Origin of the sequence: Paraferrimonas haliotis (genome assembly GCF_002282895.1) — a bacterium.
Lineage (GTDB): Bacteria > Pseudomonadota > Gammaproteobacteria > Enterobacterales > Shewanellaceae > Paraferrimonas > Paraferrimonas haliotis.
Map to the genome: position 1 here is coordinate 1 of NZ_NRRB01000004.1, position 15,987 is coordinate 15,987.

The following is a 15,987-nucleotide window of genomic DNA, read 5'->3' on the forward strand; positions in this document are numbered from 1 at the left end:
TTCCCCATGTGAGAGTAGGTCACCGCCAGGCTTTAAATATAAAAATGCCCCCGTCTTTGACGGGGGTTTTTTTATGCTTCAAATTTGATGATGTGCTCTCACATGGGAAAATAAATAGTGCGCCGTAGGCGCCACATATCATGTGATAGTAGGGTGGAGCCGCTCGGAGATTGCGGCTGAGCAATCTCAGGTCGGAACGGACAACATCTATGATGTTGTCCTGGACACCGCCAGGCTTTAAATATAAAAAAGCCCCTGTCTAACGACAGGGGCTTTTTTCGTATTGGACACCTCACGGTGTCCTACACACTAGGTTCAACCGCCTGCGACGCTTTGCGTCGTTCTTCCTCACCCCCATACTTTGTGCAACTGCCCGCTATTTGCTCTTGATAAGCTATGCAACGCTGTAATAACCAGCATCGAGTCTTTCTTTTTTGCTACCAAAGCTATACTTATTAATAGAGCTGGCTTCTAGTACAAGTGTTCAAGAATTCAGATGGTAAACAAGCCTATTGTTTGGAGTAAAAACTCCAAAAATTGTTGGGTTTGAGCGCAAGAGCACATTTCGTGCGGTTATTTTACTTACTTTGTTCATCGAACTTCTGTACACTGCGCCTCAATAAAAGCTTACATGTGTACGCTAAAAAATATTAGCTTGGAGTTGGTTGTGGAAAATAGCTTATCAGATTTACATTTAGTTAAATTAATTCAAAGCCGAATTACAGATTGCGCTGAGAAGCCAGCATTATCTTATAAAGAAAAGGGTAACTGGCAGACCATGTTATGGTCTGAGTTAGGCGTACAGGCGTCATCTCTAGCGAAGGCATTGATTAAATTCGATGTGAATGTACAAGATAAAGTGGCCATATTTTCGCAAAACTCGGAAAAGTGGGTACTTGCCGATCTGGCCGCTACCCAAGTACGTGCGGTTGTTGTTCCTATCTACCCGACTAATACCGACGAGCAAGCGGCATATATCGTTAATGACTCACAAGCGAAAGTGATTTTTGTTGGTGATCAAGAACAATACGACAAGTTAATCAAGGTTGTAGACAACTGCGCAAGCTTGACTCAAATCGTATTGATGAATCCGTCCATAACAACTCATGATCTTAGTATCTCTCAGTGCTATTTCGATGAAGCGGTTAAGCTAGAATCATCGGCGTTTAACGAACAGTTAGAAGAAAGAATCGAGCACGCCAATTTAGATGATCTATTAACGCTAATATACACTTCAGGAACCACTGGTGAACCTAAAGGGGTTATGCTGGATTACCGTAACTTCGCTAGTACCACCAGTCAGCACGCTCAAGTTCTGGATTATGGGAAGACCGATCGCAGTTTAGCCTTTTTACCTTTGTCCCACGTATTTGAACGCGGTTGGACACTCTACTCACTTGGACAGGGAGCGGAAGTTGGGCTACTTGATGATCCGAGCCAAGTTCAAAGCGCAATGGCTGAATTTAAACCTACTGTAATGTGCGCGGTACCGCGTTTTTACGAGAAGGTATACAGTGCGGTAGCTGATAAAGTGAGCAATGCGCCTGCCAATAAACAACGTTTGTTTGCCTGGGCATTGGCTCAAGGAAATAAGCGTTTTGTTGCCGAAAATGGTGGTAAGCCTTTGTCGTTATTAAGCAAGCTACAATTGGCACTTGCTGATAAATTAGTATTGAGCAAATTACGACAAGTTTTGGGCGGCAACATGCGTTTTATGCCTTGTGGTGGTGCCAAACTTGATGATGTTGTTCATGAATTTTTCCAATCCATTGGCATCACTCTAATGTGCGGCTATGGACTAACGGAAACAACAGCCACCGTTACTTGTGGTATTCCAGGAGCTATCAGCATTAAAGGCAATGGCGGCGTCCTACCGCAAACGCAGGTAAAAATAGGCAACAATGACGAGATTTTGGTGAAAGGCGATACCGTTATGAAAGGGTATTATAATCGACCACAAGACACCGCTGACGTTTTCGAAGACGGCTGGTTTAAAACCGGTGATGCCGGTTACCTAGATGAAAAAGGTCAACTGCATATCACCGACAGACTGAAGGAGTTGATGAAAACCTCTAACGGCAAGTACATTGCGCCTCAACGAGTTGAAGGAATGGTGGGTCGTGAACCTTTAATTGAACAAGTCGCCATTGTAGCAGATGCTCGTAACTACGTATCAGCGTTGATCGTACCCGCTTTCGATTCGCTCGAAGCATGGGCGAAAGAAAAAGGTATTGAATACAAAGACAAACTGGAGTTGATCCAGCATTCAGATGTACTTGAGCACTTTGAACGTCGTCTTAAAGAAGTCCAGCAGGAATTGGCAAACTTTGAACAAGTTAAGAAATTTACGCTTCTGCCTAGAGAATTTTGCATGACACGAGGAGAGCTTACGCCAACGCTTAAGCTGCGACGTAAAGTCATTAACCAGCGCTTTGCAGAAGAAATCGATAATATGTATGCCCGTGCAAAACAATTGGTGGGTGGCAAATCATTATCCGCGAGAGCGTAATTACAGTCCGGTAAAGACCGTCTAATTGAGTTTGAAAAACAGCCAGTCGCGTATCGCGACTGGCTTTTGTGCTTATTGAGCTGTTAGAAACGCGCCAACGAAGCGAGTTACCTGATTGAGGTCGTCTATAGTTATGAACTCATCGGTAGTATGAACTTTGCTCATGCCCGTGGATACATTAACGGTCTTTAACCCTTTTTCATTAAATATATTGGCGTCAGAACCGCCCCCTGTGGATTTGGTTTGAGGTTGGGTGGATACCGATTCAAACGCTTTGGCGATCGACTGAACTAAGGGGTCGTCTTCAGCAATCTGATAGGCGTCGTATTCACGCTCTGAGTCAATCAACAGCTTAGCGCCATGTTTATAAGCAGCGTCCTCGAAACGATTAATCATATGCTCAACTTGCGACGTTAGTTTGTCTGAATTTAATGATCGAGCTTCCGCTTTTAAGATCACTTCTGGCATGACAATATTGGTTGCGCTGCCACCGTTTACGGTACCAATGTTGGCCGTGGTTTCAAAATCAATGCGACCTAGGTTCATGGTGTTAATGGCTGCTGCCGCAACGGTCAACGCGTTAATGCCTTCTTCTGGCGCAAGCCCAGCATGAGCCGGTTTACCTTGAATTGTTACCTGCAAAGTTTGCTGCCCCGGCGCTTGAGTAATAATGGTGCCGATTGGGCCGCCAGAATCTAAGACCAAGGCTTTGTCGGAAGATACTTGGTCTAACTTAAAGGCTCGACTGCCGTGAAGCCCACCTTCTTCAAAAACGGTAAAGGCGATTTCAATGGTTTTATGAGGCAGTTTCTTTTCTTGGATGCTTTGAATCGCTTCGATGATTGCTGCAATGCCTGACTTATCATCGGCGCCTAAAATTGTGTCACCTTTTGAACGGACGACGCCATCTTCAACAATTGGCTCAATACCATTGCCAGGGGTTACGGTATCCATATGGCAGCTAAGCAACACACTATCGTTAAGTTGTCCTTCAAGTTTCGCGTATACATTGAAGCCATTACTTAGCTCTGAAGGGACAGGTTGTTGTTCCACTAAAAATCCGAGGGCGGTTAGGTCATCTACCAAGCGTTTGGCCATTTCTAATTCGTTGCCAGATTCACTGTCGATACGTAAATAACTTAAGAAGTTATTTAATAAACGCTCTTCATTGATGGTCATATTTTGTCTCACGATTGAACGATATTGGATATAAGCGCGCTATCATGCGCTTTTCCCGAACAAAAATCTTTGACTTAGATCGATTCTTAACAGGTTTCAGCTCATCGGGTGAGTTGTAGCAAAGGCAATGTGTATAATGCGCCCTTGACTCAATTAATCGTATTTTGAACCAAACGGAACACCGTTAATGTTTTTACAACCGTATTTTAATGAAAGCGACCAAGGGGCAGTTATCAGTGCCGAGCAAGCCAGTCGTTTTGCTAAAGATGTTGCTCAAGATTTCAATCCCATTCACGACCCAGAATCAAAGCGCTTTTGCGTGCCAGGGGACTTGTTGTTTGCCATGACGCTAATGAAATTTGGCTTAAGCGAGCAAATGGAGATTCAGTTTCAAGGGATGGTGGGAAAGGAGACTAACTTATTGTTTCCCGATGCCTTTGAGTCGAGCTTTGAGCTAAAGGACGATAAAGATAAGACGTATCTGTCGGCCCAACGCAGTGGTGAAACCAATACTGATGCAGCGGTTATTGAACGTTTCATCCGCCATTATGTGTCATTTTCGGGCCATAATTTTACTGATGTTGTCTTACCGCTAATGAAACGGCACGAAGTTATGGTTAACCCTGCGAGACCTTTGGTTATCTATGACAGTATGGGCTTTGAATTCGATACCTTAAACCTAGTTGCCCCCAAATTAGAGCTAATTGATACTCAACTGGATATTAACGGTAAACGCGGCGATGCTACTCTATTGTTTGCAATAGTCGACCAAGGTAAGCCGGTTGGAAAAGGTAAAAAGACGCTAGTTTTAAGTGGTTTACGACCACTGTGCAACGATGCCATTGAACAAATGTGCCAAGAATATGCTCTTCGTCAACAGCAACTTAGCTAATTAAAGTCAAGGCTTAAGCACCAACACTTAAGCCTTGCTGAAGCCTGCTAGTGACCAGCCTGGATGTTCGCTACAGGCTGCCATTCTTTATTGATAACCTGTTCTATATAATCCCGCTTTTCCTTGGTTAAACTGTCGATATCGAGACCTATTGCTTGCTGCGCTTTGGCTTTACTTGAATAGTCTGGATAGTTAACCGTTTCAACCTTGAAGTCTTTCAGAATTTTAGCTAATAAGCTGCGTGCCACAGAAACTTGCTGAACGGCGATGTTGAGTACTTGTTTCGCTTCGTCTGGGTTGTGGGCGGCAGCACCGTGAGACGCGGTAATGAAATCCCAACGCCACTGACTGTGACGAATCGCCATAATGGCTTCGTTCATTTGGTGCACGCTCGCTCCTGCTTTCCAAGCCGCTTGCGCTTCATAGTGTGCTTTGACTAAAGAATCTTCAAGACGCTTACGGGTTGTTTCTACCCATTGAGTGTTTTCCTCGAGCAGCTTAAGTCGGTACTCTTTATTGCTATGACATGCTTTGCAAGTGGTGTCGAAATTGGCGCTAGCGCTGCCCACTTGATGGCTGTGATGTTTGTTTCCTTGTTCATCTTTAACTATCGGCATATGGCAATCAACGCAGCCTACCTCATGTTTTGCATGGGAGCTGCGACTCCAATGTTCAAACTCTGGGTGTCGAGCTTTTAGCATGGGTACTTGGCTAATGGGGTGTATCCATTCATAGAATCGACGAGTGTCGTAATACTTCTCGATGAGGTCTGCAGTACTTCCGAAAATCCAAGGAATGTTAACTTTATTCTCGGCTTCAGGTTGAAAGTAATAGGTCACATGGCACTGCCCGCATGTTTGCGAAGACTGCATATAATGTGGTTGTTTTTCAAACGGAAGTTTTACTTTCTTCATCGCATTTTGAGCGTGAGGGCGAGGCAAAGCAAGTTCATCACTGCCGCTTTTATGGCAATCATCGCAATGCACGACTTGATTTACATAAGGCCCTATGTCGGTAAAGTTCATGGCGGCGAATCCTTCTTCGCCTTTCATGTTCATTGTCTGCCATGCTTGAGGCGTTTTACAAGTCCAGCAACTGGCAGACTTGCCCATTTTACCGTCTTTCGGAGCCACTCCAGTGCGCAAGGTTCTGGCGGCGTCGGTCACTGCAAACTGATGACCGCGGGGGCTGTTATAGTCTTTAGAAAAACCGCTGCCAGCCCATAAAATCACGGTGGCGGGGTATTTTTCCAGCATGTCTTCGTTTTCCGATTGAGTTAGCGTCTGTTGCCACTCTTTATATTCGGTTGGATACTGTTGTTGTGCCTTCTCAGTAGCAAACGCACTGCTACACAAAAGCACACTTAGAAAGGAGATGATCGAATAGGTGGATTTCATAAAATACTCACTTTAGCCCGGTCTTCCATCGACACGAGGCTGGGTTAACATAGGGAAATAGTGCCAAACAAACAGTAAGAAACCTAATACCCAAAAAGTCCCGGCAAGCCAATGCCACAGCTGAGTGTTTGCCGGATCTGTAATGGGTAAAATGGCTCTAAATAGTGCGGCGACGGCTAGTGCCAAAAAGGCGGGGGCCATGCTTGGACCTTGGTAAACATTACGGCTGGTGTGCCCAAGAGATACTCGAGACATCATGGATAAGCAAAGTCCTGCGAGCGTTCCTACAGCAAATAAATGCAACAGTTGTCTTGATACCAGGGGATTATCGTAAAATATCGCCATTAGAATGAGGGTCGTGGGGATAAATAAATAGGCTAAATGCAGCGACCAAAGCATGGGCTCCCGTAAGCTTCGATGACCATTCCATCGTGACAGCCGCAGCAGTTGCATTAAGCCAGTTACACCAAATAAATAGGGTAGAGCCGCTTCTGGCATTGGCCTAAACAGTATTTGCAGAACCAGTAGTACCATCAGGGCAATGGTGGGCTTTTCAATCCAAGGCAATGGCACGGGTTTATCGATCTTCAAGCGCATGGCCGTAAAAAAAGGGATAACACGTCCGCCCACAATGGTTATTAATAAGGCCAGCCACCACAACATGCCTTCCCACAAGCGAAACGAAGTAACAAAGTCTTTCTCAAACAAAGTTTTGTAGCTATAGGCGTTTATTAATAACGCCACCAATAGCATTAAAGAAAAGCCGATGTTGTGCCACTGCTTTACTCGATAAACCAACTTGAACATCACAACCGATAAGGTACCAAGAAACAAGGTATCAAACAGAGCGGGGACCCAAATGGGTATAACGCTGGATAATAGTAAGCCAATACGGGCGCCCGCCCAGCAACTGAATAGCATGCATAACTTGGTTCCTGATAAGGACTTTTGTCCGGTCCAGGTTTGTACCGCTGACAATAAGAAGCCCGCGACTATCGCCATGGCGAAACCAAAAAGAAGTTCATGGGGATGCCACCACAGAGGCACCACATTCGCCCAAAAATCACTGGAGAAAATTGACCACGAGGGAAGATACCAAGCAATAAGCCAAATCGGAATGTAACTTGCCGCTAGTATCGCAGCGAACAAAAAGAAAGGCCGAAAAGCTAATCGCCACAAAGGGGCAATGGATTGAGTTTGCGCTGGATCATCGATATTTAACATGCACGATAGCAACTTTATTTATTGTTTCTCTTTATAAACGTTATCATAGGACTTTATCTCTACTACAGCAATTCAATGCATAAACGAAATTGTCACGCCAATGGTTATGATTTTTCCTTGCTTTGCAGGGCGATACCGGCGTTAACTCAGTATGTTAAGAAAGAAAAGGGGCGTCGCAGCTCTATTGATTTCGCTGATCCTGTTGCCGTACGCTTGCTAAACAGCGCTTTAATTAAGCACGGCTACGGAGTCGACTTTTGGGAATTTCCAACAGACAATCTAACACCAGGTATACCGGGGCGTGCCGACTACTTGCATGAGATGGCCGACTTAGTTGCGTCTGATAATGACGGAGCCATTATCAAAGGAGAGCAACTCGCTGTTCTGGACATAGGCACCGGCGCCAGTTTAGTTTATCCACTGCTTGGAAACGGCAGTTATGGATGGTCGTTCGTTGGCTCAGATATTGACCCGCAATCTTTGCAGTGCGCGCAACTTATCATCACCAACAATAAGCTTTCAAAAAACATAAGCCTTATCCAACAAAGCGATGACAGTCGCATTTTTGACGGCGTTATCCAAGCGCAACATCGATTCACCTTTACTGTGTGTAACCCACCGTTTTATCGCTCCAAAGCAGACGCTCGCAATCAACAGCAAAGAAAGTTGAGCAATCTTGGCAAACATCAGTCTCGATCGGGATTAAACTTCTCCGGTAAAAGCAATGAATTATGGTGTAAAGGCGGTGAAGCCGTGTTTTTGAGAAAAATGGCCCAAGAAAGTAGACGATATCGCCACAATGCATTGTGGTTTTCCAGCCTAATCTCCAATAAAGAAAACCTACGACCGCTAAAACGTATCCTACAAAAAAGTGGTGCTCAAGCGATTGAAGTACTGAAAATGAGTCAGGGCAATAAGATAAGTCGAGTGATGGCTTGGAGTTTTCTAAACGCCACAGACCGCAAGCGCTGGTTGGCTGACAATATAAGCTGTTAAACTGGGTCTACGCCTTGATGCATTGGTGCAATTGAGACATGACGATCAATCGCCTGATTAGAGGGTGCATCTCGAGTTAAATCCAATGTGACTTCAAATTCGCCGTCATCATACATAACCTCGACAGGATAGCCACAGCTTTTAAGTAAACGCAGCATAGCTTGGTTTTGGTTGTGAACCAGCGCCAGAATCGTTTTAACACCGGCGCATTTTCCCATCGCAAACAAATGATTCAATAATACCCGCCCAATGCCTTTGCTTTGATAGTCGTCGACAACAATGCATGACAACTCGGCGATATCACTGTCGCTTTTAGCTCTGAGTAGACGACCGGCGCCTACTAATTGATGGGTGTTAGGTAAGGTGACGCAACAACCTATGCGGCTGGTAAAATTCATGTCAACAAACCGCGACAATTGATCAAGGGTAGGGGTTTCGATGATTCTAAAAAAGCGCATGTAGAGGGTACGCTGGGAAAGCGTGGGGTATATGTCTTTCATCGCGTATTTATCGTCAGGCCGCATGGCTCTTACATTTACGTCCAACTGACGTCGTGTCGCATCGGTGACGCAATAATCGCTCAGTTGTTCAGCAATGTCGTGATAATTCTTTTGTGCGAGGTCGGTCATGTTGATTACCCATTGTTGCGACACGATTTTTTTAGAATCCATCGACTAAGATTCTACGCTTTTCATCGCGCTCGTGAAGTGCTATTGGCGAATAGTTTGCGATAGCGCGTATTTTTTAAGCAAAGTCAAACCATTAGCCTTGTTGTTAAGGTTTAGTTTAATCAAGGCAAAATGAAACAGAGTGACGCTCATGCACAAATGCGTGTACTATCGTCGCTCGTTTGTGTATGCCGCCTTTCATTCTGTGACTTTATGGGCTCATCAATTGCCAACGTCATTAGCTAATAATTGAATTTTGGTCAATTTTTCGAAATTGATTGTCACTTACTGGCGTTCAAAGCTAGCGAAAGCCAAGTCTCTGCTGTAAAATTTAACTCTTTTTTGCCACCCCAAAACGAATTCATGTGTAGGCCTTTGTTGGCCTCGTGCACTGGAAAATACTATGCAGCAGCAAATTGACGAAATCATAGCCGAAGGCGTTAGTGCTATTGAAGCAGCTAATGACCTCAAATTGTTGGACGAGATCCGAGTAAATTACTTGGGTAAAAAAGGTCGTCTAACGGAAATCATGAAGGGTATGGGAAAACTAAGCCCTGAAGAGCGCCCTAAAATGGGCCAAATGGTCAACCAAGCGAAACAGCAGGTTCAGAGCAAACTCAATGCCAAAATTAATGAACTGAAAGAAGCTGAATTAAACCAACGTTTAGCTGCTGAAAAAGTTGACGTAACTTTGCCAGGTAGAAAAATGCCAGCGGGCGGAATTCACCCAGTAAACCGCACCATTGAGCGTATTGAGCAATTTTTTGGAGAGTTGGGCTTTGAGGTTAAAGAAGGCCCAGAAGTCGAAGATGATTATCACAACTTCGACGCATTGAATATTCCAGAGCACCATCCTGCTCGCGCCGATCACGATACGTTTTATTTCAACCCTAAAGTGGTGCTGCGTACGCAAACCTCCGGTGTGCAAATTAGAACCATGGAAGTCGAAAAACCACCGCTTCGTATTATCTCACCTGGACGTGTTTACCGTAACGATTACGACCAAACCCATACGCCAATGTTCCATCAAGTGGAAGGCTTAATGGTTGGTGAAAACGTTAATTTTGCAGAACTAAAAGGCATATTACACGACTTTTTGCGCAACTTTTTCGAGCAGGATCTTGAAGTGCGTTTTCGCCCATCATACTTCCCGTTTACCGAACCATCCGCTGAGGTTGACGTGAAAGGCCAAAATGGCTGGTTAGAAGTGCTGGGTTGCGGCATGGTTCATCCAAACGTATTGCGTTCAGTCGGCATTGATCCAGAGAAATACTCTGGTTTCGCATTTGGCATGGGTGTCGAGCGCCTTACCATGTTGCGATACGGTGTTAATGACCTTCGGGCGTTCTTCGAGAACGACCTTCGTTTCTTGAAACAGTTTAAATAAGCGGAGCTTAGAACGTATGAAATTTAGTGAATCTTGGCTACGCGAGTGGGTCAATCCAACAATCTCTAGTGAACAATTAGCCGAGCAAATTACCATGGCCGGCCTTGAAGTCGACGACGTTGAGCCTGTAGCCGGAGAGTTCTCAGGCGTAGTGATTGGCGAAGTGGTTGAATGCGCGCAACATCCGGATGCGGACAAGTTACAAGTGACCAAGGTAAACGTTGGCACTGACGAGTTATTGGACATTGTTTGTGGCGCGTCCAACTGTCGACTTGGCCTTAAAGTGGCGGTTGCGGTTGTAGGTGCCGTTTTACCAGGCGACTTTAAAATTAAAAAAGCAAAGCTAAGAGGCCAACCGAGCCACGGCATGCTTTGCAGCTTCTCTGAGCTTGGCATTGATGTGGAAAGCGATGGCATCATGGAATTGCCAACAGACGCGCCTTTAGGTGCCGATATCCGCGAATATTTGCAACTTAATGACGTGTGCATTGACGTTGATTTGACCGCCAACCGAGCGGACTGCCTTGGTATGTTGGGCTTAGCTCGTGAAGTAGCGGCTTTGAACCGTAGCGAGATGACCATGCCAGAGCTTGGCGAAGCAGCCATTAGCAGCAGCGACAAAATAGCGGTTAATTTAGTCGCCAGCGAAGCGTGTCCTAAGTATTTAGGTCGCCGCATTAACAAGGTTGATGTGTCAGCTACTACGCCATTATGGATGCAAGAAAAGTTGCGCCGTGGCGGTATTCGATCCATCGATCCCATTGTTGATATTACCAACTTCGTTCTCCTGGAGTTAGGTCAACCAATGCATGCCTTTGATGCTGCAAAAGTACAGGGCAGTATCAACGCTCGTTTTGCAAACGATGGCGAGAAGCTCACTTTGCTCGATGGCAATGAAGTCACTTTGCGCAGTGACACCTTGGTTATCGCAGATGATGAACAAGCGTTAGCGATGGCGGGTATTTTTGGCGGCGAGTATTCGGGCGTTACTGATACCACCACTGATATCATACTCGAGTGTGCATTCTTTAATCGCTTAGCCATTATGGGCAAAGCCCGTAGCTATGGTTTGCACACCGATTCGAGCCATCGCTTCGAGCGAGGAGTGGATCCACAATTGCAACACTTAGCAATGGAACGAGCGACCGCTCTGATTGTTGATATTTGCGGTGGTGAAGTAGGCGAGATTACTCATGCGCAAGCCTCTGAGCATCTCCCAACATCGGCCACCATTACCTTACGCCGCAGCAAGCTAGATAGCTTAATTGGTCATCACATCAATGATGCCGACGTAGAAGCAATTTTACAGGGGTTAGGATTCGACGTTGAGGTTCAATCGCAACAATGGTTGGCTAAAGCGCCAAGCTATCGTTTCGATATGGCCATCGAAGAAGACTTAATCGAAGAAGTGGCGCGAGTGTATGGCTACAATAACATTCCAAATCAAGCACCTAGTGCCGATTTGACCATGCCACAACATCAAGAGTCACAGCGTCCGTTAAGCCGTTTTCGCGATGCGTTAATCGGTCGAGGCTATCAAGAAGCGATTACTTACAGCTTTGTTGACCCTAAATTACAGGCCTTGGTGCATCCGCAAATCGAAGCCTTAGTGCTACCGAATCCGATTTCGGTGGACATGTCGGCGATGCGTCTATCGTTATGGACGGGTCTGTTAGGCGCGGTGGCTTATAACCAAAAACGTCAACAGTCTCGCGTGCGTTTGTTTGAAACGGGTTTACGCTTTATTCCCGATGCCGATAGTGCTGTTGGCGTGCGCCAAGAGCCGGTATTAAGTGCGGTTATTGCCGGTAATAGCCACGACGAACATTGGGGTGTTGAGTCAAAAACTGTTGATTTCTTTGACTTAAAAGGCGACCTTGAAGCATTAACCGATATTACTGCTGACGAATTAAGCTTTAACTATGAGGTTGCTACGCACCCTGGTCTTCATCCTGGTCAAACCGCGCAAATATTGCGTAATGGACAAGCCGTCGGTTGGATTGGTGCATTGCACCCAAGTTTAAACAAGCCATTTGGTATCAACGGCAAAGCTTTTTTGTTTGAAATTCAACAGGAAGCATTGTTACAAGCGAAATTGCCGGTAGCTCAAGCTGTATCTAAGTTCCCGTCTAATCGTCGTGACATAGCTGTGGTTGTAGATGCGTCAATCAATGCTCAAAATATTCTAAAAACTATCAGAAAAGTTGGCGGAAATCAGTTGGTTGGCATAAACTTGTTCGATGTATATCAAGGTGCGGGTGTCGCCGAAGGAAGCAAAAGTTTAGCCATTGCGCTGACGTTGCAAGATTCGACTCGTACTTTAGAAGAGAAAGACATCGCAGATGTGGTTGATAAAGTCGTTTCTGCGCTAACATCAGAATTCAATGCGTCCTTGAGGGATTAAAATATGGCACTGACCAAAGCTGAAATGGCGGAACATCTTTTTGAAACGTTGGGCTTAAATAAGCGCGCATCCAAAGAGATTGTAGAAGCATTTTTTGAAGAGATCCGCGCCTCATTAGAGAACGGTGAACAGGTCAAATTGTCGGGCTTTGGTAATTTCGATTTGCGTGATAAAAACGAACGTCCAGGTCGAAATCCGAAAACCGGTGAAGACATTCCAATTTCGGCTCGTCGAGTGGTAACCTTTCGCCCAGGACAAAAATTAAAAAGCCGTGTTGAGAAAGCGCCTTCAGGTAAGTAACACAACACGATATTTTGTTGTTAAAAAGCCGCCATTAGGCGGCTTTTCTATGATTCAGTTGTCTATGATTCAGTTAAGTAATAGGAGCGAGCGTGTCGCGACAACCTAAATGGTTTGATGTGTCCTTTAAGTGGCGCTATCTACACCCTAAGTTTTGGCCATCTTGGTTTGCCATTTTAATTCTGGTTATTTTCTCCCTTATGCCGGCGAATTTGCGAGATCCTATCGCGAAATTACTGGCTAATCTGGTCATGAAAATTGCTAAAAAGCCGCTGTCGGTTGCAAAAATTAATATAAAGACCTGCTTCCCCGAGCTATCCGACCAAGAAGTGGATCGTTTGATTAAAGACAACGTGCGTACTTTTACCACGGTTTTGCTTGGTCAAGGCGAATTATTAATTCGTTCAAAAGCCAATATTTACCGTCGGGTTGCTTTAATTGGTGAAGAACGCTTACAAGCGGTCAGAGCGCAAGGGCATCCTGTGATCTTTATTATGCCCCACGTATGGGCAATCGAGTACGCAGGGTTACGTTTGAACTGTGATTTACCCATGGTCACCATGGCAAAAGCACACAGAAATGAATTATTTTCGTGGTTTAATAACCGAATGCGCAGCTGTTTGGGTGGTCGCGTTTATATGCGGGAAGCCGGCATTCGTGCCTTGCTGTCAGAGTTGAAGCAAGATAATAGCTTTTTCTATTTGCCGGATGAAGACTTAGGTCGTGATCGAAGTGAGTTTGCGCCATTTTTCGAGACGGAAAAAGCCACTGTGCCTGTGGTTGCTAGATTAGCTCAGGCAGGCAATGCCAAAGTGATGCCGATTACTATTGGTTATGACTATCAAGCGAGACGCTTCACCTGTGAGGTGCACGATGCCGTCGAGTTTGGAGAAAAACCATCGAAATACGATGAGGCGTTGATCTTGAATCAAATGGTCGAAATGGTGATCAAGGCTTACCCAGAACAGTACATGTGGTTTCTTAAAATATTTAAAACGCGTCGCGATCCCGAGGAGTCCTTATATCGGTGATGCGTTAACGTTAAAGGTGACGTGACTATGTTTACTAATATTGGCTTTATCGCTCTTGGTGGTGCTATGGGCGCCAGTTGTCGCTTTTTAGTAGCGGAATTGTGTTTGGCGCTGTTTGGCCGAGGCTTTCCTATTGCAACGTTAACGGTAAACGTTGTTGGCTCTTTTCTCATCGGCGTTATGGTGTCTCTGATTGAACAAGAGGTGCTATTGCACGGAGCTTGGAAGCAAGTCATTGTGATTGGCTTTCTCGGTGCTTTTACGACGTTCTCAACGTTCTCTATGGACAACTTATTATTGTTGCAACAGGGAGAATATCTAAAGATGTCCTTTAATATGCTGGCTAACCTCATATTGTGTTTTGCTGCTGTCGCCGCTGGGTTTTATTTAATTCAAAGACAGTTTGGCTAATCTTAGGAAATATTATTTAAATTAGCTGTTGCTAAATTTTGCCTAAACCGTGATTAAGTTGTTACATTGTCTTGACTGTACAAAAAATAAACAAATCAATCACATGATGAGGCAATCACATGAAAGTTTACTTGATACTTTCAGCAGCGATAGTAAGCAGTACTGCATTTGTTGCCATCGCTAAGGATGCTCCTATCCGAGCGGTGGTAAATAAACAACACGTAATCGATCACTGGACATCGGAACGTCGTCAAAAGGCCATTCCTAGAGATTTATACCTTGATAAACAAGGCAATGGTTATATCCGGGCAAATAATGGCCAACTCACAGCTTATGGCCAAGCTAAGCCGACTCCTCAAAAAGGAAAACCCGGCAGTGATACAACTCCTCCAACAATAAGCAACCCTAGCCCAAGTGATGGGGTAACCGTTTCTGGAGCTAGCCAGACATTCAGTGTCCAAGCAAGTGATGAATCTGGGGTACGTTCGGTGACACTAGAGTTTGAAGCGCCAGCGGGTAGCGGCAATATTTCTTCGTTTAACGCAAACAATACCTCGGGCGATAGTTGGTCTGTTGCATTAAATTTTAATCAAGGCGGAGATTTTAACTGGCGCGCGGTAGCAGCAGACGCTACGAAAGGTGGTGGAAACACTGCTGCATCTGAGTGGTGGTCAGTATCAGTTGATTTAAATGGCGATAATGGCGGTGGCTCTGGCAATGACGGTGATCTCGTTAGCAACGCACCTTGGGCAGATGGAGGTGTGGTTCAAACGGCTGCGGGTAGGCTATTTTACGAGATGCCCACCAGTCGAAATCTTAGAAGATGGGCTGGATACGTATGTTCAGGAACGGTGATTAATGATGGCCGTACAGGTCGAACGGTTATCGTTACAGCCGCTCATTGTGTATATGATGATGCTAATAAAGCGTTTGCTAGGAATGTTTTGTTTATACCAAATCAAGCGCAAACAACAGGCTCTGGAACAGATTCAAACTGCGATAACGATCCACTTGGATGTTGGGTGGCGTCTTTTGGTGTAGTGGAAAATAATTGGAGTGATCGCACATTCCCGGACAATATTCCATGGGATTATGCCTACTATGTGGCGTTTGATGACAATCATCAAGGGCCTGGAAGCAGCGATATAGAAGCCACCACCGGTAGCTTTACGATTAATTTCCAAGCTCCACAACAAGGCTCTGGTGGTGCCGATCAAACCAGCATTGATTACACACGTGGTATGGGTTATTCCTACAGTGATGACCCTAACTTTATGTACTGCGCTGAAAACATGACCTCTAATGGCCCCGATAACTGGTGGCTCGCCAACTGCGGGTTATCCGGTGGTTCATCAGGTGGACCATGGATACAGCCGAATGTAAATGCGCTGGAAGTTATGTCAGTGAATTCGTGGGGCTACAGTGATGGTAGCCCTGGCATGGCGGGGCCAAAACTCAACGGAACTACTGCGCAGTGTTTGTTTGACGTCGCTGTCGACACGGATACAACGGATACCCGAGACGGTTCTGCCGGAGTCATCGTTTCGCAAGTAAGTTGTCCATAACACTTTATTGTTAGAGCAGAGCAA

Annotated in this window: 13 protein-coding genes; 9 read left to right on the forward strand and 4 right to left on the reverse strand. The window is 45.3% G+C overall.

All coding sequences use genetic code 11. The features are described 5' to 3' along the window. Positions 1–631 precede the first annotated feature (631 nt). Positions 632–2,509 (forward strand): AMP-dependent synthetase/ligase, encoded by a 1,878-nt coding sequence (locus CLC91_RS09095; RefSeq protein ID WP_095499475.1) that lies wholly within the window; start codon positions 632–634, stop codon positions 2,507–2,509. Between the two features lie 72 nt (positions 2,510–2,581). On the opposite strand, the gene CLC91_RS09100 is transcribed toward CLC91_RS09095, so the two are convergent. Beyond that, positions 2,582–3,688, reverse strand: a complete 1,107-nt coding sequence (locus CLC91_RS09100; RefSeq protein WP_095499476.1) for a M20/M25/M40 family metallo-hydrolase — start codon at positions 3,686–3,688, stop codon at positions 2,582–2,584. A 187-nt stretch (positions 3,689–3,875) separates the two neighbouring features. On the opposite strand from CLC91_RS09100, the gene CLC91_RS09105 reads away from it, so the two are divergent. After that, entirely contained in the window at positions 3,876–4,580 is a 705-nt protein-coding gene (locus tag CLC91_RS09105) for a DUF3581 family protein (protein ID WP_095499477.1), read from the forward strand. A gap of 47 nt (positions 4,581–4,627) precedes the next feature. Here CLC91_RS09105 and CLC91_RS09110 read toward each other — a convergent pair whose 3' ends face one another. Next, complete coding sequence (locus CLC91_RS09110; RefSeq protein ID WP_095499478.1) at positions 4,628–5,977, reverse strand: ammonia-forming cytochrome c nitrite reductase subunit c552; 1,350 nt, start codon at positions 5,975–5,977, stop codon at positions 4,628–4,630. Between the two features lie 12 nt (positions 5,978–5,989). Beyond that, positions 5,990–7,201, reverse strand: a complete 1,212-nt coding sequence (locus CLC91_RS09115) for an NnrS family protein (protein ID WP_095499479.1) — start codon at positions 7,199–7,201, stop codon at positions 5,990–5,992. A 75-nt stretch (positions 7,202–7,276) separates the two neighbouring features. Here CLC91_RS09115 and rlmF point away from each other — a divergent pair, with 75 nt between their 5' ends. Continuing rightward, entirely contained in the window at positions 7,277–8,197 is a 921-nt protein-coding gene (rlmF, locus tag CLC91_RS09120; RefSeq protein ID WP_095499480.1) for a 23S rRNA (adenine(1618)-N(6))-methyltransferase RlmF, read from the forward strand. Here rlmF and CLC91_RS09125 read toward each other — a convergent pair. Then, the gene (locus CLC91_RS09125) at positions 8,194–8,868 is read right to left on the reverse strand and encodes a GNAT family N-acetyltransferase (protein ID WP_095499481.1); all 675 of its coding nucleotides are present in this window, start codon (positions 8,866–8,868) and stop codon (positions 8,194–8,196) included. The genes rlmF and CLC91_RS09125 overlap by 4 nt on opposite strands. Before the next feature lie 400 nt (positions 8,869–9,268). Between CLC91_RS09125 and pheS the strand changes: the two genes are divergently transcribed. The 6 genes from pheS to CLC91_RS09155 all read left to right on the forward strand — a co-directional run bounded on the left by pheS (position 9,269) and on the right by CLC91_RS09155 (position 15,963). Then, positions 9,269–10,252 carry a phenylalanine--tRNA ligase subunit alpha gene (pheS, locus tag CLC91_RS09130; RefSeq protein WP_095499482.1) on the forward strand — a complete coding sequence of 328 codons (984 nt, stop codon included), beginning with the start codon at positions 9,269–9,271 and terminating at the stop codon, positions 10,250–10,252. 16 nt (positions 10,253–10,268) lie between these two features. After that, complete coding sequence (gene pheT / locus CLC91_RS09135) at positions 10,269–12,656, forward strand: phenylalanine--tRNA ligase subunit beta (RefSeq protein ID WP_095499483.1); 2,388 nt, start codon at positions 10,269–10,271, stop codon at positions 12,654–12,656. 3 nt (positions 12,657–12,659) lie between these two features. Then, a complete protein-coding gene (ihfA, locus tag CLC91_RS09140; protein WP_095499484.1) occupies positions 12,660–12,956 on the forward strand; it encodes an integration host factor subunit alpha in 297 nt (98 codons plus the stop codon). A 92-nt stretch (positions 12,957–13,048) separates the two neighbouring features. Further along, positions 13,049–13,987: a lauroyl-Kdo(2)-lipid IV(A) myristoyltransferase gene (lpxM, locus tag CLC91_RS09145; RefSeq protein WP_095499485.1), complete on the forward strand. Its 939-nt coding sequence runs from the start codon at positions 13,049–13,051 to the stop codon at positions 13,985–13,987. A gap of 27 nt (positions 13,988–14,014) precedes the next feature. Further along, positions 14,015–14,398, forward strand: a complete 384-nt coding sequence (crcB, locus tag CLC91_RS09150) for a fluoride efflux transporter CrcB (RefSeq protein WP_095499486.1) — start codon at positions 14,015–14,017, stop codon at positions 14,396–14,398. A 119-nt stretch (positions 14,399–14,517) separates the two neighbouring features. After that, positions 14,518–15,963, forward strand: coding sequence for an Ig-like domain-containing protein (locus CLC91_RS09155; protein ID WP_095499487.1), 1,446 nt, complete (start codon positions 14,518–14,520; stop codon positions 15,961–15,963). The last annotated feature ends 24 nt before the right edge of the window (positions 15,964–15,987 follow it).